Origin of the sequence: Photobacterium minamisatsumaniensis (assembly GCF_050336695.1) — a bacterium.
GTDB classification, from domain to species: domain Bacteria; phylum Pseudomonadota; class Gammaproteobacteria; order Enterobacterales; family Vibrionaceae; genus Photobacterium; species Photobacterium minamisatsumaniensis.
This window is the reverse complement of sequence record NZ_JAKJSI010000060.1, coordinates 19,688-35,960: the sequence shown is the minus strand read 5'-3', so window position 1 is coordinate 35,960 and position 16,273 is coordinate 19,688. Positions and strand designations below refer to the sequence as shown.

Sequence of the window (16,273 nt, the reverse complement as noted above, 5' to 3'; positions counted from 1 at the left end):
AAACATAAATTAATAGTTATTAATATTCTTTCTGGAAATGAGACTAATTGTTACACGTGTTGATTGGTTATTATTATGCCATGCTGAGTTATGGATACAGTTTAGAGGTGATATTGTATTATTATTTGGGCTTTTAACGTCTGGCATCACACTTTTATTTGTTTGTCTTTGCATGCATTTTTGGCCAAACAATTTCGCTTCTATGTAAAATTTAGCTTCTTATTATGTGTTTTAGGTATGTTTTATTTTGTTTAGATAGGCATTTTTTTTAATTTCATGCTTTTTTGAGTGAATAGTAGCCACTCAGGAGTTCTTTTTTTGAGCGCTTTGAGTGGAATTCCATTATGTTCCAATTACAGCTAATTTGTACCAACGGCTTCAGTGAGCTAGCTATCGCTTAGTTGCTCTACGTAAGTCCTGTATACTTTCTGATGCCGAAGCACGTGTTAATACTAAAGATAATAAAGAACCAATGCCCAAAGTTTACTCACTCCTAAGATACTGTAATTTGTCAGCATATTTAACGACATAAATAGTGATGCTATGTAAGCATTTTAGTAGTTTGCGATCATTTATCGATTTTTGTGTTGAGGTAGCTTTGCAGAGCGAGGATGCTTATGTTTTTATCTCGTGCCAGCCTTTCTCTCCTATACAAATAAACGTCAATTGAGGTGTTTTTTTAATACCATTTATTTTCAAAATTAAATGTTTAGACACATTTACACACTGAATTGTTTATTGAATGAACAACCAATTTTTCAAGTGATATGTTTTTATTGCTTCTAATATTGAATAACTCTATAAAGTGCCGGCTTGTGACGAAACTACTAGAAAACACATAAATGGATGCGATTATGTGCCTATAAGTCACTAAAAGTCAGCAAAGTGAACACAACATCATTAATTAAAATTCTCAAAGGATAAAGTTAATGATTTGCAAATGTGGTACGTCTAATCAGTATGTTCGCGTTAGAAGGAAACTTACGTGGAAAATTTTAGCTTATAAAGCGTGTTTTAAATGCGTTGCTTGTCAAAGCGTTATAAAATTAAGATGATTAGACAGAAATAACTGAACCGCCTACGGGCGGTTTTTTTATGCGAAAATTTTTGGGGCATCCGTTCTTAACGGTTAAATGTTTGACGATTTAAATATAATAGACACCAATATCATTTATTTGCGGCTATCCTTGCCGCATTTTTTTAGGTCTTATCAGTATGCCTTGTACATAGTCTCCCTTTGTTCTTCAGCTTGATATGCTCAGTTAGGTTGTGCGTCTTATTACTGATGAAACACTTGCATCTAGCACCTGTAGTCGTTATCTGTGAGCATTGGATCAGACCAGCATCGTTCAGCCAAGCAAGGTAATCAATGTATCTTTCTTTGTGGTAGTGCACGATTAAATCTTTTGGATTCTTAATGAAATAAACAAGTTCATCAAAACTTAAGTTGATTTTATCCGTTACGTTCATTGGGTTTTTAAAATGAACTTCAAACTCAGGAACATTTTCGTTATCAAATATAACTCTTTTTAGTTTTATGTATGGAGTATCAAAGTTAATAGTTAATAATGCTTGTATGTTAGCCAATGATTCGTTTATTTTGTTTTCAAATTGTTTGTTTAACATGTTAACCCTATTGCCATATACTCTGTTTTTTATTCTAAATATAATCATTGTTTAATTGGTGGTATTTTATATGCGCGCTATTTTCGTTTATTACTGGATTTTTACCAATAGGTTGTGTCTATAGCATTGATAGGTTTAAGCATGACTAATAGCCGCCGCTGCATCCAATAATAGGTAGGTCTAGTGTCAAGTTTGAAGTTGCAGTAATGGCTCTTTCAGTTTTAGGTTATTTTATCTGTCAGTAAATTTAACAGTACAATAAGTAATGCAATGTAAGTACCTGAAATACATTGGGGATCAAGCATGGCATACTTATTGCTTAAAAAGGTATCTGACTTAGTAGTTGAGGTTATGCTGATGCCTATATCCATTCTGTATCTAGTAATGATGTGCCTATTTATACCTTTAAAAGCTATGGCTGTGCCGATGCCTGCAAGCTACGAATCGAGTGCTGATGCTGAGTTTTCGATTTCACTCTCTGATGAAAGTGGCTCAATTGGTGTGGCAGAATCTTCTCGCACTTTTTTCGACGGTACATCTGAAGGGGATGCTCGCTTTAGGTGGGATTATGAGTGGGAAGTTGTATCCGACGACCCGAATGATGCGGCTATAAAGGCAGATGCTAATACGCTTGGGGAAGCAACGAATGGTCGGGTTGAATCCAGTTTGATTTTGGGGCTAACAATTACAATTATCTTAGATGAAATTAGTTCGATCATCTTTAGTGAGCCCGTCTTTAACGCGAGTGCATCTGCTAATGGAGGGGAAGAACCGCAAGGGTCAGCATTTTCTCGAGCAGCTGCGTCTGGCGCGTTTTCAGGTGATTTAGGCGAATTTTTTGGCGCACAAACATTTAGTGATATTAGCGCTGGCACTTATGTTATTGAATGGGCAGGGTTAGACGTTGCAGGAGCAGCAGAGCGACGAATCCCCGAGCCAACCTCATTTTTCTTATTTCTCGCCGGTATATTGGGTATAGGTAGTCGACGAAGATTTAATGACTAATCGGAAAGGTAAAAAGCCCGCTAAACTATATAGCGGGCTTTCTGTATGTAGTCTTAAATAACGATTACAGCGTAGAGATATAGTGAATCACTAGGTTCTTAACAAACTTTTGGTTGTCTGTTGCTGTTGATGGGTCGTACTTTCCGTTGTTGGTCAGGTTGTTAGATAGAATACGAACACCTAGGAAAGGGACTTTGTAAGCTTCAGCCATCATTGCTGCAGAAGCAGTTTCCATTTCTTCAACGCTAGTGCCGTAGTTTTCGTGTAACCAGTTCATACGGTCAATTTCATTGTTCCAGAAATTCGCTGAAGCAATAGTTCCTTCAACAACTTTACCGCGCTTGTGCGTTTCTTTTACTGCATGCGCAGAAGCAAGTAGGTCTTTGTTACCTGCGTAGTAGCGAACTTTTTCAGCATCTGCTGCTGCATCACCTTCACCTGCACTGCTTTCCGATGCCATAACATCCATAGGGATCCAGTTCATTGGGTTTGAACCTTCGCCTTCAGCAAGTCTAGGTGTTTTGAAGTTACCTGCATTGAATGAACGCTTACCTAATACGATATCACCAACATTCAGTGACTTGTCGTGACCGCCTGATGTGCCTTGGTTGATGATGGCACGTGGATTGTAACGCTCAATAGCGATTGCAGTCGCAGCCGCTGTGTTTTCAACGCCTTTACTTGTTTTGGTCACAACAATCGGATAATCGTTCAAAGTACCAATGTAAAAGATAAAGTTGCCAGTGTGTTCAATTTTCACATCTTTCAAAAGGCCAGCAAAATATTCAGCTTCAATTGGCATTGGACCTTGAATCAGAATTGGCTGCTTGGGTGCATCGTGCGAAGGTACCGTGACACTTTTCACTGTGTTTGCTGAAGCAACAGAAGCAAAGATCATTGCACTTGCAGCAAGTAAGACTTTTTTAGACAGAGTAAACATAGAACACACATTCCTAAATTGGTTGGGCATGGTTGGTTAATGAGTTATTAGTCATTAACTGGGCGGGAATATACCTCGCGCAACCGTTTGCGTCACTATGCGCAAATGTAAGTAAATGTGTTTTACTTGCATATCTTTATGAATATTAAAGAGTAATTTAACATTCTGTGTTGTAACTTATTTTTAGGTGCTTCAGAGGGGCAGAAACATACCTGTAGATTCATTAGTCAGTATGCTTCTACCGTGGTTGCTTATCCTATTTTGATAGCTTTACGGTGTAAGTATCGTAATCACGTAATAGGTAGAGAGCTAAACATGCAGCGAGCATTGGCCACGCGGCAAAGAACAAGAGGTTATTGAACGGGTCTAAGTATTTGCCAAATGCTGATAACGTTGAAACGAGGTGGAGAACGAGGATCGCAAGATAGGTTTTATTTCGCCATAGCCCTAATACAAATGCGATCAAGAATAAGATTTGAGCAATCCCGAGTGAAATCATAACTCCAGGGCTTATATTCAATCCATAGAACCCTGAGAATACTTTAATTGCATGTTCGGTTAATACGATTTTATCTAACCCCCAAAAAAGGAACACTATAAATATACCAATTCTTAGTGCAAGAAGGCTTATTGAAAGGTTCGACTTTAGTTTATTTTCCATATTGATTTCTCTATTTACAGTCAGTGTTGATAGGTTTTGTTTATCACGGTGGTGATGTTGATGACAATTGTTATATATACTCGATATTCCAGTGTGTATAGATGTCGAGAGAAAAGACCACGAAGGTATGTATATTATTTCAAAAAATATTATTATTTAAAGTGTTTTATGTTAAATGTCTAATTGTAAAGGCATTTATATTTTATTTGGTTCGAGTTGTTATCATATTGGAGATGTAATATATAGATACACCTCTAATTTAAAATAATATGAATTATTTGTGGGGTAGCGGTCATAAGTAACAACACTACTTTAAACTTTGATAGCTAAATTTATATGATAACGAATATATTCAAAACAAAATTTATCAGGAAAACACATTCATCGAGAAAAAGACGATATGAGTTACTGGTACGTGATTATGGAAATGACTTATATCGATATGCATATTGGTTATGTAAAAACCAACACGATGCGGAAGACTTAGTGCAAGAAACTTACCTTAGAGCTTGGCGGTTTATTGATGATTTAGCGGATGATAAAGTTGCAAAATCATGGCTGATAACAATATTAAGGCGCGAGAATGCTCGCCGTTTCAGAGTTAAACCTGTTGAATACATTGATATAGAAGAGTGCAATCTATTTACGGAAGATTCAGGTTCTGATGATAATGAAACCCTACGTGAAAAGATTCTAGGTCTAAATGATAAATACCGAGAGCCATTACTCTTACAAGTACTTATGGGTTTTACCGCTGAAGAAGTGGCGGAAATCCTAAGTCTTAAATTGAATACCGTTCTTACTCGGTTAGCACGTGCCAAAAAGCAACTGAGGGATGAGCATGTAGAGACTAACGGAGTAAGGTGTGAAGCATAAGGTCACGTCATTAAGTGAATATAGAGCTAGACAGGATGCACATGAACACCGGGTTAGAGGTGCCGTTCATATTGACGTCCCTAAAGGGCTTTCAGCGAGGTTACTCGATATTCCCAATGAAGGAGTACCAGTATGCCGTTCTAGGCGTCGTGGGGTTTGGGGGGCAGGGTTGGCATTAATAATAATGAGCTTGGTTATGTTTACTACTGATTCTGTTAAGCCAATTCAGTTTGAGTCCGACAACTACATTCCGTTAGCCATGAATCATATTTCCAATCAAGGCGATTTTCTTGACGATATTAATGAGCGAGTCACATTGGAACAAGTGAACATGAAGCTTGCGCCATTTGGTTCTAAATTTGAGCATTTACCTGGTCAGATTTATTACGTTAACCATTGTAACTTTGGCGATGAAACAGTATTTCAGATGATAGTTGGAACCACACAGGGTGAGCGTGTGAGTGTTTATCTTGTGCCCAAAAAAAGCCAAGGGCAGAAGACATTTGATGAAGACTCTGTAAGTGGTGTCCAAACGCCGTATGAGACGCAAAGTCTTGTCGTGATTAGCGATGATATGGCAATTTCGAGTGATATCTCCCAACAGATGAAAGCAGCAATGAAATGGGATGTCATCTAGTCATTCATCTAGCGGGTTATGACCTTATTCATGGTTATATAGCTAAAAGGTTTATAAGTAACAGTTCAAAACCCTTGCGCGTTATCGATGGTCAGATTATGATTTTAGTTATTGAACGTTTGTTCAAAAACTACAATCATCTCAAGAGACACAGCTAGGAGAGGCAGATGGGTACCGATTATATTCCACCTAAAGTATGGATTGATGATAGTGAAAATGGCGGAGAGTGGGCAAGCATCAATCGTCCCGACTCAGGTGCACGGCATGAGCAAGCGTTACCTGTCGGCTCGCACCCATTCCAGCTGTACTCACTCGGCACCCCTAATGGACAAAAAGTCACGATCATGCTGGAAGAGCTATTGGCAGCAGGGGTTATTGAAGCCGAATATGATGCACATCTGATTAATATTGGTGATGGTGATCAGTTCTCGTCTGGCTTTGTTAGCGTTAACCCAAACTCGAAGATCCCAGCTTTAGTCGATAGCTCCGGTGAGAATCCGGTTGAAGTCTTCGAATCTGGTTCTATCTTGCTTTATTTGGCTGAAAAATTTGGCCATTTTTTGCCTGAAAATATCGAAGCAAAAACTAAAGTCATGAACTGGCTATTTTGGTTACAAGGCTCAGCACCTTATTTGGGGGGTGGTTTTGGGCACTTCTATGCTTATGCGCCAGAGAAGTTCGAATACCCAATTAATCGATTTTCAATGGAAGCTAAGCGCCAGTTGGATGTGCTTGATAAGCAATTAGCATCGAATGCTTTTATAGGCGGTGATGAATACAGCATTGCTGATATGGCGATTTGGCCATGGTATGGCAACTTAGTACTGGGTCGAATTTACGATGCTGCAGAGTTCCTTCAAGTTGAAAAGTACACGCACTTACAACGTTGGGCTAAAGAGATTGAAGCCCGCCAAGCCGTTCAACGTGGCCGTATTGTGAATCGAAGTTGGGGGGAAGAGTGGGAAATGGTGCCAGAGCGCCATAGTGCTGCAGATATTGATAATGTTTTAAAGCTAAAGCCCTAAATCGAATACTTTTATCCTGTCAGTTTGACTTAAGGCTATGGCTATGGCTATGGCTTAAGCTGGCAGGTACCATCAACCCTCTTTATAAATGTTACCTGTCTGCTTTCATTGATCAGAGATACTTCATCTAGGCGCAGAGGTATATCTAAACCCATTAATTTTTTGTTAAATGTTCACGCATTAGATCGCAAATCTGTGCGTATAGCGTCTGATTGAAAGTATTGAATGTATTACCTACAGCGGTAATCAACCCATATTGATAACGTGGAAGGTCGATAATAGGCCGAGCAATGATATTGGAATACTGTCCTCCTTGCAGCAATACGCTGTTCACGATAGAAATGCCAATTTCAGCAGAGACTAATGAGCAGGCTACATCCACAGAGTGCGCCTCTACAATAATATTGGGAGTCACCTGATAGCGCTGAAAAAAACGATCAATATCTTTGCGAGAACCACTCTTCTTACCAAGTAATATCAAAGGTTCATCGTGCAGTAGCTCCGCGGTAATTGTGTGGTGGGCTGTTAATGCATGTGACCTTGGCATAACACAAATTGATGCACCCGATGCGACGGGGGTGTAGTTGAATCTCGGATTATTATAGATACGAGTGAATCCAATATCCGCTTTACCAGACTCTACGCATTCTTCGATAAATGAATAATTCCCTGTAATTAATTCTACCAATAGATAAGGGTGATCTTGACGCAGCTGAAGTAATAGTTGCGGGATTAGAGATGAAGAGAAAGTATAAGGAACGGCTATTTTTATTGTTTCTTTGCTTAAACAGCCTTTTTTGATTTCTTGGGCCTCTTCATAAAGATGTTCAAGTTGGTCGAGTGATTTTAGCGCGTTTGTTAACAAATTTTTATTTTCAGGCTTAATTATTAACCGACCTTTTTTCCGATCAAATAACGCTAGATCAAGTTCTTGCTCTAGCTGCGTAAGTAAACGACTGATGCCTGATTGTGATACACCTAGCTGCAAAGCCGCGGAACTTGTTGATCCCGTCGTCATTATCGCCCTGAGAGTCGTAAGCTGTTTTATGTTCATAATGCCTTGTCTGCATAGGAGTATGATGATCTGTCATACCCTTGTGAGGGAATATAATTGATTGTTATGTTGATAAAATGTAAACATGACAACGAGAACTTATACATGACAATAAAAGAATCGACGATGCCAAGTCAATTGTCACCTGAAATCCAGGTTGCCCCCCCAAAAAAGAAATCCATGAACCCTGTCATCATCCTACTTTTTGTGGTGTTGGCTGCGGTGTTCATGACCTATTTTTTAGATTCAGGTGCGTTTGAACGTAACGGAAAGTTAATTGTTCCTGGTACCTACCAAGTATTAGAAAAAGACGTATCGGTGTCGAACCTACTTGGCATTTATTCTGAAGGCAGTGACGCTAAAGCTGTCAGTTTGTTGGATGCGCTAGTCAGTATTCCCCAAGCGATCAATAAGCAGTCTGGCATGATATTTATGGTGCTGTTTATCGGTGGAATGTTTGGTGTGCTCAACAAGGTGGGGGCGATAGAGACGGGGCTTGAACGTATGCTGTCTGTCACCAAAGGAAATGTATACCTATTAGTACCTGCCATGATGATTGTTTTTTCGATGGGCAGTACCTTCATGGGAATGGCAAAAGAATATTTGTTAGTTATCCCTATGGTGGTGGCAATGGCCCACCGAATGGGCTTGTCTAGCATTGTTGGATTAGCCATTGTGGCGATCCCGGTTAAAGTCGGCTATTTGGCTTCTATAACCAACCCTTACGCATTATCTATTGCACAGCCTTTGGTTGATGTTCCCGTTTTTAGTGGCATGGGAATGCGTGTGCTGGTTTATGTTGTGTTGATGGTTGTCGGTATTCTTTATGTATTGCGTAGTATTCGTAAAGAAGTGAAGAATGTGACGATCGAAGCGGGATGGGATGCATCTCCACTTCCTACACGCCATGCGTTGGTATTGCTGATTCTGGGGTTGGGGATAGGTTTTCTCGTGTATGCCTCTCAAACATGGCATTGGAAATATAATGAACTATCCGCTTATTACCTCGCGCTAGGAGTGATCTTTGCGGTCGTAGGGGGACTGAACAGCAATGAAACTGTCGATGCGTTTGTGTCGGGCATGAAGAAAGTATTGATTGCTGGCGTGTTGATTGGCCTTGCAACATCTGTTTCGCTACTACTGGCTCAAGGTCAGGTACTTGATAGTATTATTTTTGCTCTTTCGTCTGTAGTGGGTGAAAACAATGCGACGTTTGCTGCCTTCGGCATGTTTTTTGCCCAGTTGGTGATTGATGTTGCCATCCCATCGACATCAGGACAGGCAGCGGTGACAATGCCGATTTTGGGTCCTTTAGGTCAACTGGCTGGTGTCGATCCACACACTACTGTATTGGCATTTTTGATGGGTAATGGTGCAACAAATATCATTACACCAACATCAAGTGGGTTGTTGATTTTCCTTGCTACCGCACAGGTTGGCTGGGGGCAGTGGGCAAGGTACATTTTCCCATTCTTTTTAATTATTATTCTCTTTGCGTTGCTTTTCCTCTCAATAAGCTTGTCGGTTTACGGTTAGGGAATAGTCATGAAAGTATTAAAAGACAATATGGTAGCAACGCGTGATGGCGTGCTGTTAGCTACCGACGTGTACCTGCCGCAAAATTTTGACTGCAGTATGGAGGCGGGTTCATTACATCAATCTTGGCCTGTTATTATTGAAAGAACCCCCTATAACAAAGCTGCACCATCACGTTCAGAAGTGGATTTATCAGGGCATTTGCTAACACGAGAAGAAATGGCGCGGGCGTTTACTGATGCCGGTTTCGTCTGCGTTTTTCAAGATTGTCGAGGGCGCTATAAGTCGACAGGCACTTTTACGAAATATATTAATGAAGCAGAAGATGGTTTCGATACTTGCGAATGGATTCATCAGCAACCGTGGTGTAATGGCTCAATAGGCAGCATGGGGCTATCATATGCTGCACATACACAAATGGCAATGGCGTGTTTAAATCCTCCTGGTTTAGCTTGCATGGCATTGGATTCAGGCGGTTTTTCTAGCGCTTATGAGTGCGGTATTCGTCAAGGAGGTGCGTTTGAATTGAAGCAAGCCACTTGGGCCTATCGTCAAGCGTTAGTGAGCCCTGAAGCGAAAGCAGATCCGATCGTGAAACGCGCGCTAGAAAGTGAAGATATTATTGAGTGGTTTAAGCAAATGCCGTGGAAGCGCGGGCATTCGCCCCTTAGGCATTTACCTGATTATGAAGCGTATTTATTAGAACAATGGGAAGCGGGCACGTTTGATGACTTCTGGAAAGGCTCGGGTATTTATACGCTCGATAGCTACCAACATATCCCGGATATCCCGATTTTACTGATGTCTAGTTGGTACGATGTTTATGTGAAAAGTACGTTAGACAATTACCGCGCCTTGAGTGAACAAAACACCGCCCCAGTGTCACTCATTATGGGCCCTTGGCTTCATGGTGACCGTAATGTGACGCATTGTGGTGATGTTGAATTTGGTGCTCAGGCATCATTCGACACCAATGTGGCACAGAGCTGGTTACAGCAACGTATCGATTGGTTCCGGCGCTGGTTATTAGATGCCAATTTACCGGAACAAGCCAAAGTCAGTGTGTTTCAGATGGGGGGAGGCGATGGGAGCAAAACATCTCAAGGTAAACTCAATCATGGTGGGCGTTGGATACATACGACACAGTGGCCGCTACCACATACCCAAATGAAACAGTGGTATTTACGTTCGGGTGGGGAATTGAGCCACGAACCAGAAATAACACCTGCCTGCTTGAGTTACTTATTTGACCCTCGGCATCCTATGCCCACAATTGGAGGCGCATTAACATCAGGGAAGCCAGTGTTTGTTGGTGGGGCGTTTGATCAAACTGAAGACCCACGGTTCTTCGGAACGAATGGGAACAACTTACCGCTATCGGCACGCAAAGATGTGTTGGTGTTTGAAACGCCAGTATTAACACAAGATCTTATCGTGTCAGGGAAAGTGATGATAAAACTCTTTATCGAAAGCGATGCGTTAGATACGGATTTCACCGCTAAATTAGTCGATGTTTATCCACCGAATGACGATTATCCGCAGGGCTTTGCAATGAATATTTCGGATGGGATCTTTCGCTGTCGTTATCATCATTCTTACCAAAAGCCACAGTTATTGCAACAAGGTAAAGTGTATGAAATTGAGATAGAAGCGTTTGCAACGTGTAATGTATTTAAGCGGGGGCATCGAATGAGACTTGATATTTCCAGTAGTAATTTCCCTAAGTTCGATGTCAATCCTAACAGTGGAGAGCCTGAAGGATCAGCTCAACTGATGACAGTCGCAAAAAATACAATCCATTTTTCTTCAGCTCTCTCATCATCATTGATGTTAGAGGTAATTGAAAATTAGGATTTTGACCGCCATAGCACCGCAGACATTGATAATATTTAAAGCTTAAGCCGTAGCCTTTGGTTTTACCAAGATGTTTCATTTATTTTGCCATCTCTTGTAAAAAAGAGGTGGCTTTATTATTTAGCCAAGCGTTTAACGAAAATCTCGGCGATTGCCTTTACCAACCTGAGTAAACTTTGAGTTCTAGTTGCTGGGCTATCAGCGAGGTAATGAGGATATGGAGTATGCCTATATCCATATTTGTTTTCTATTTCAAGTATAAACTTATCTAAAGTGTGAGCTGTACCATATTTTATATGCTATTTTTTGCATATAGATCTGTTTTTTTTAAATGGCTTTTCTATCCTTCATCTAGGGAAAATAACAAAAAATATTCTAGGGTGGGATAAGTGCTTAGTCAGTTTTGGAATAGGTTGCTCATAAAACATAAATTATTTCTATTGGTTGCGATGCCGTTGTGCCTTTTGCTGCTTTTGGGTAATCGTCAACTTACTCATTTAAACTTTCAGGTAAACTCGTTAGAAAAAGCATCGCAAGCCGTACGGTTTTTAGAAGACCTTTCGCAGTATCATTTCTCAAATCGGGTCGCAATCGTTGAGGAAAAAACGTTATTCAACAGTACGCTTGGAAGCGATGTTCGTAATGATGTGGTACAGCTATTTGGTAATACTGAAAGTGCCAAATCAGTCAATTTACTACTTGATAGTTATATCGCGAACTTAGCAGAAATTAAGGGGGCAGAAAGTGGTGAGGAATTACTCGAGTTAATCGAGTGGCAAGTGGACATCTATCGGCAATTGTTGCTCGAAGTAGAGAAAATACATTATTCAGAGTTGCTTGAATCAGTAGATAATCACCTTCGTGCGCTTTACCAGTTAGAGTGGTTGATGTTCTGGTCTCAGGAAGAAGGTTGGTTTAGCCAATGGCTATTGTCTGCTAATTACTCGACTCGTAGTACCCCCGAGATTCTTAATGAAATTCGCTTACTAGCTCAAAACCAGCAATTATTTCTTAATCGATTTTTGGCAATTAATGCAGACCAAAATCAGGTTAAGCTTCTTTTAGAAACCTTTTCAGATCCTATTTTTCAACGCAGCAACGAATTTAGAACGAAGCTACTAGCCAGTGATAACCTTAACGAATTCGAGCCACAAGAAATGGCAGAGGGCGTTGAGGTTCTAAATGCCCGTCTGTCACGACTGCAATTGGTTGGTGCGCAAATTGAAGAGCAAGTTCGATTAGAAATTGCAGAGTCAATTGAGGCATTTACCAAGCAGAAAAACATTTTTATGTCTGTCAGCTTGTCACTCTTCCTTCTGGTATTGCTTATTGGTATTAGCTTAACCACAAGAATAACAGGCAACCTCAAACTCGTGCTGAAATTTTTGAGTGTTAAAGACAGTGAGCATACAGCAATGGATGTTCAAGTGGGTGGGCGAGACGAACTAAGCACGTTTGCCAAAGAGGTGAAACGCCTGACGTCTGAAAGGCTAGAGCAGCGGCAGAGGTTGATTGAAGCAAAGGAAGAAGCAGATACTGCAAGAAATGATGCGATTCAAGCGAGCAAGGCAAAAAGTAGCTTTCTGGCAAATATGTCGCACGAAATTCGGACCCCGCTAAATGGTGTCATCGGTATTTCAGAGGTACTTGCCGATACCCAGCTGACGGCGACACAGAAAGATTACGTGAATACCATCGAGACCTCCTCCCACTTATTGCTTAGCTTAATTAACGACATCCTCGATTTTTCGAAAATTGAATCAGGCATGCTACAAATTAGTGCCCATTCAACAGCAATACGAGAAACGATTTATGACATTGCTTCGATTGTTGCGCCTAAAGTGAAAGAGAAAGGGATTAATATCGATGTGAATATCGACCAACAAGTCCCAAGCCGGGTTGTTATCGACGATCACCGTATAAGACAAGTTCTAATGAACTTTATGTCAAACGCCGTGAAATTTACGGATAAAGGTACGGTGTCAATTGGGATTAAGTGTTTGGAAGATAGTGACAATGTCGCGAAATTGTTGTTTGAGGTTTCTGATTCTGGAATAGGTATTGATGAAGATAGACAAGCCAGCATATTTGAACCTTTCACCCAAGAAGATGAGTCAACCACAAGGCAATTTGGAGGGACAGGGCTAGGGCTTGCCATTAGTTGCCAATTAATTGAGATGATGAGTGGGGAAATTGGTTTAGATTCGACTAAAGGGATCGGAAGCCGATTTTATTTTACCCTTACACTGCCTGTAGATGAAAAGTTGGTCAACCCTCAAGAAAGCTACAAAAGTGTAGATATAATTTTGGTTGGCTCCGATGTGTTGAAGCTCTCTCGTATTCGTCGAGAACTCGAGTTCTTTGATATTAATATTAATACTCGGTTAGATGATGCTTCGGAAATTGCGGCAGCGAATGAAGGCCGTAAACAAGTCGTGATACTCAGTGAAGATAATCATTCATCATTGAGTGAGCTTACAACGACCATAGAAGCTTTAAGGAGTGAACATCGCACGATTTGTTTAATCCGGAATATGAGCAGTGGCGGAACAGATTTTGGTGAGAGTATTGATGCACTCATCACTTACCCCTTGTTGGGTAATCGTTTATTCAAGGCATTCCAGCATTGTTATCATTTGGTTCTGAACGGGGTACAAAATAAGGTCGTCGACAAGACACCGGTTCAAACACCACATGTATTACTGGTCGAAGATAACTTAGTTAACCAAAAAGTGGCGTCGTTACACCTTCAAAAAGCAGGTTGTACCTACGATATTGCTAACAATGGTCAGGAGGCCGTTGAGCTGTTTACAGACGGTGGTAAATATAGCTTCGTGCTGATGGATTGTATGATGCCGGTGAAAGATGGTTTACAGGCAACAGCAGAAATTCGTGCTTATGAAGCCGATCAACAATTGCATCGAACACCGATTATGGCACTTACCGCAAGCGTTGTTGATGATGATATTCAGCACTGTTTGGATGTAGGTATGGACGATTACATTCCCAAACCTTTTAAAGCTGAAGTACTCCAAGGAAAAATTGCAGATATTATCTCTATCGAGCAATCAGTGAAGGCGACAGAGTCTCAATCAGGGGCGAATAGTGATTCGTCGAATACGAGTAAGCGCGTACTGCTGGTGGAGGATAATGCGGTTAATCAAAAAGTCGCTTCTCTGCACTTGAAGAAAGCTGGTTTTGTTTATGATATAGCGAATAATGGTCAGGAGGCCATTGATATGTATTCATCGAGCCGGACTTTTTCTCTCATATTGATGGACTGTATGATGCCGATAAAAGATGGTTTCGAAGCGACAAAAGAAATCCGAGAGTTTGAACAGCAGAACCAATTGAAGCAGACCCCAATTATTGCCTTAACTGCTAGTGTTGTTGATGACGATATCCAACGTTGTTTTGATGTAGGAATGGATGCTTACGTTCCCAAACCAGTGAGAAGGGAAAAGTTACTGCATGAAATTAATAGCCTGATAAATACTTAGTATTAACCATTACATGCCGCTTGGTAGCTTTGTTAGAAACAAAGACATTACAGTATCGATAAGGCGATGAGGTAGTTAATTGGCAGGTGAGTCAGTAAAACCAGAAACCTGTTCCCCCCACCACTTGGTTTGCGTTGGTGTGGGGGGTAATAGGCATACATCACAATAAAGTTCGCTAATGGCGAAGACAACGCTCATTGCTTCCGCTCGCTTTTACTTTATATTTGTTTTTAATTCAAATACTTATTGCACTATAACCATCAATAACGGCCTGAATGTTGGCGGTGCTTCCTCGTTGAATACGACGATAGTGACTCAGTGTTTTGTCTTTGTACTTTGTTGCGATTTCAGCTTGTTCAGCTGAGTCAGATTGCCAAATTTTGCTGCCGACGGCACTGATCTTCTCATTGTCTCCACGAGTCGATGAGACGAGCATAATTTCATAAAAACGGCGATTGTCTTCAATGAGTACTTCGTGTTTTAAACCAAAATCGTGTTCAATCAATGTTTGGCGCAACGTAAACTGGTGATTAACTGGGCACAGTAAGAAATCAATATTAGCGTGTTGATGCCTTTGATGAATAGTTTCAACCAGCTGGCTCATTAAATCGCCACCAACACCAGCGATGATGATCAAATGCTTCCCGTCATAGTGCTCAAGGGGGAGTTCTGCGACATCAAGGCAGTGGACTTGCCAAGTAGATTGGGGATAAAACCGTAGCAGTTTTTTTTCCAATGCCACCATTAGTTCCGGAACAATATCAGAAAAATGAATATTGTCGGCAACTTGCCGAGACAGTAGCGCAGCACCGATAAGTCCATGGTCACAGCAACAATCCCAAATGTGGGTATAGTTCGGTGGTACCATTTGCTCGATTTTTTTCAATCTTTTACTGAGTTTCACGGGAAATGCCTAATTAACATTTAAAACGCGCGCATTGTAATGGTTTTTAGCCTTTTAGCGAAGTAGGGGAGCCAATAAAGTGCCGTACCAGAACAATACCGCAGCTATGGAACATCTCGTTCGAAGTGAAGCTGACTCGAAAGAAAGCCCGCGAATTAAACACATCCCCCACCATATTGTTTGATCAAGGTGCTCTATAGGGCGGCTCAGTAGGCGCTAAAGTCGCTCAATTTTTTATTCTAGATTTAATTTATTCAGTGCGAGTGCAACATGATATCAGCGGTACAATTATTTAGCTCAACATCTCATTTCTCTCAATACTCACTAATAAAACATTGAAGTAAAGCTACGTTTTAAGGTTTTTACGTTGAAGTATAACTCCGCTGATGCATAATGGAGTTATACTGCTGATGATAAAGTTATCTGAAGTTTGATTTCATAATCAATATTGGTGTTAGCTGTCTATGGGGGCTTATTTGTTCCCAGAGCTTAACGCATATAAAAAGAAATGGACTCAAAGCCACCTCTAGATATAAGAGCTTAAGTCGATACTTTCCTAAAGCTCCCATATCGTCGTTAGTGAAAAGTAAACGTGGTTGATAACTCAAGCTATCGGAAAAATAAGAAATATAAAAAATCATGCCCTACTTATAGG

The 16,273-nt window shown here is 40.6% G+C and carries 12 protein-coding genes; 7 read left to right on the top strand and 5 right to left on the bottom strand.

Translation table 11 applies throughout. The annotated features are described in order from the left end of the window. Positions 1–1,200 precede the first annotated feature (1,200 nt). On the bottom strand, positions 1,201–1,626 hold the full coding sequence (locus L4D78_RS25800; protein ID WP_428469584.1) for a hypothetical protein: 426 nt from the start codon (positions 1,624–1,626) through the stop codon (positions 1,201–1,203). A 303-nt stretch (positions 1,627–1,929) separates the two neighbouring features. Here L4D78_RS25800 and L4D78_RS25795 point away from each other — a divergent pair, with 303 nt between their 5' ends. Beyond that, a complete protein-coding gene (locus tag L4D78_RS25795) occupies positions 1,930–2,631 on the top strand; it encodes a PEP-CTERM sorting domain-containing protein (protein ID WP_428469583.1) in 702 nt (233 codons plus the stop codon). A 64-nt stretch (positions 2,632–2,695) separates the two neighbouring features. Here L4D78_RS25795 and L4D78_RS25790 read toward each other — a convergent pair whose 3' ends face one another. Together L4D78_RS25790 and L4D78_RS25785 are read right to left on the bottom strand one after the other, a co-directional pair. Further along, positions 2,696–3,571: a 5'-methylthioadenosine/S-adenosylhomocysteine nucleosidase gene (locus L4D78_RS25790; RefSeq protein WP_428460151.1), complete on the bottom strand. Its 876-nt coding sequence runs from the start codon at positions 3,569–3,571 to the stop codon at positions 2,696–2,698. 256 nt (positions 3,572–3,827) lie between these two features. Then, complete coding sequence (locus L4D78_RS25785) at positions 3,828–4,232, bottom strand: hypothetical protein (protein ID WP_428469582.1); 405 nt, start codon at positions 4,230–4,232, stop codon at positions 3,828–3,830. Positions 4,233–4,568: 336 nt separating this feature from the next. Between L4D78_RS25785 and L4D78_RS25780 the strand changes: the two genes are divergently transcribed. The 3 genes from L4D78_RS25780 (at position 4,569) to yghU (ending at position 6,770) form a co-directional block, all read left to right on the top strand. Beyond that, positions 4,569–5,108 (top strand): sigma-70 family RNA polymerase sigma factor, encoded by a 540-nt coding sequence (locus L4D78_RS25780; protein WP_428469581.1) that lies wholly within the window; start codon positions 4,569–4,571, stop codon positions 5,106–5,108. Then, complete coding sequence (locus L4D78_RS25775; RefSeq protein WP_428469580.1) at positions 5,098–5,745, top strand: DUF3379 family protein; 648 nt, start codon at positions 5,098–5,100, stop codon at positions 5,743–5,745. The genes L4D78_RS25780 and L4D78_RS25775 overlap by 11 nt, the downstream gene beginning before the upstream one ends. Positions 5,746–5,912: 167 nt before the next feature. Beyond that, entirely contained in the window at positions 5,913–6,770 is an 858-nt protein-coding gene (gene yghU, locus L4D78_RS25770) for a glutathione-dependent disulfide-bond oxidoreductase (RefSeq protein WP_428469579.1), read from the top strand. A gap of 154 nt (positions 6,771–6,924) precedes the next feature. Here yghU and L4D78_RS25765 read toward each other — a convergent pair whose 3' ends face one another. Continuing rightward, positions 6,925–7,824 (bottom strand): LysR family transcriptional regulator, encoded by a 900-nt coding sequence (locus tag L4D78_RS25765; protein ID WP_428469578.1) that lies wholly within the window; start codon positions 7,822–7,824, stop codon positions 6,925–6,927. Between the two features lie 105 nt (positions 7,825–7,929). Here L4D78_RS25765 and L4D78_RS25760 point away from each other — a divergent pair, with 105 nt between their 5' ends. The 3 genes from L4D78_RS25760 (at position 7,930) to L4D78_RS25750 (ending at position 14,714) form a co-directional block, all read left to right on the top strand. Then, positions 7,930–9,360, top strand: a complete 1,431-nt coding sequence (locus L4D78_RS25760) for a YfcC family protein (protein ID WP_428469577.1) — start codon at positions 7,930–7,932, stop codon at positions 9,358–9,360. Between the two features lie 9 nt (positions 9,361–9,369). Further along, complete coding sequence (locus tag L4D78_RS25755) at positions 9,370–11,211, top strand: CocE/NonD family hydrolase (protein WP_428469576.1); 1,842 nt, start codon at positions 9,370–9,372, stop codon at positions 11,209–11,211. 392 nt (positions 11,212–11,603) lie between these two features. Next, the gene (locus L4D78_RS25750) at positions 11,604–14,714 is read left to right on the top strand and encodes a response regulator (RefSeq protein WP_428469575.1); all 3,111 of its coding nucleotides are present in this window, start codon (positions 11,604–11,606) and stop codon (positions 14,712–14,714) included. Between the two features lie 235 nt (positions 14,715–14,949). Here the strand turns inward: L4D78_RS25750 and L4D78_RS25745 are convergent, their stop codons facing one another. Then, positions 14,950–15,618, bottom strand: coding sequence for a tRNA (adenine(22)-N(1))-methyltransferase (locus L4D78_RS25745; RefSeq protein ID WP_428469574.1), 669 nt, complete (start codon positions 15,616–15,618; stop codon positions 14,950–14,952). Positions 15,619–16,273: the final 655 nt, after the last annotated feature.

Excerpts from the sequence above, each read along its gene's own strand:
- L4D78_RS25800 (WP_428469584.1), bottom strand. The coding sequence starts at position 1,626 with ATGTTAAACAAACAATTTGAAAACAAAATAAACGAATCATTGGCTAAC.
- L4D78_RS25795 (WP_428469583.1), top strand. The coding sequence starts at position 1,930 with ATGGCATACTTATTGCTTAAAAAGGTATCTGACTTAGTAGTTGAGGTT.
- L4D78_RS25790 (WP_428460151.1), bottom strand. The coding sequence starts at position 3,571 with ATGTTTACTCTGTCTAAAAAAGTCTTACTTGCTGCAAGTGCAATGATC.
- L4D78_RS25785 (WP_428469582.1), bottom strand. The coding sequence starts at position 4,232 with ATGGAAAATAAACTAAAGTCGAACCTTTCAATAAGCCTTCTTGCACTA.
- L4D78_RS25780 (WP_428469581.1), top strand. The coding sequence starts at position 4,569 with ATGATAACGAATATATTCAAAACAAAATTTATCAGGAAAACACATTCA.
- yghU (WP_428469579.1), top strand. The coding sequence starts at position 5,913 with ATGGGTACCGATTATATTCCACCTAAAGTATGGATTGATGATAGTGAA.
- L4D78_RS25765 (WP_428469578.1), bottom strand. The coding sequence starts at position 7,824 with ATGAACATAAAACAGCTTACGACTCTCAGGGCGATAATGACGACGGGA.
- L4D78_RS25760 (WP_428469577.1), top strand. The coding sequence starts at position 7,930 with ATGACAATAAAAGAATCGACGATGCCAAGTCAATTGTCACCTGAAATC.
- L4D78_RS25755 (WP_428469576.1), top strand. The coding sequence starts at position 9,370 with ATGAAAGTATTAAAAGACAATATGGTAGCAACGCGTGATGGCGTGCTG.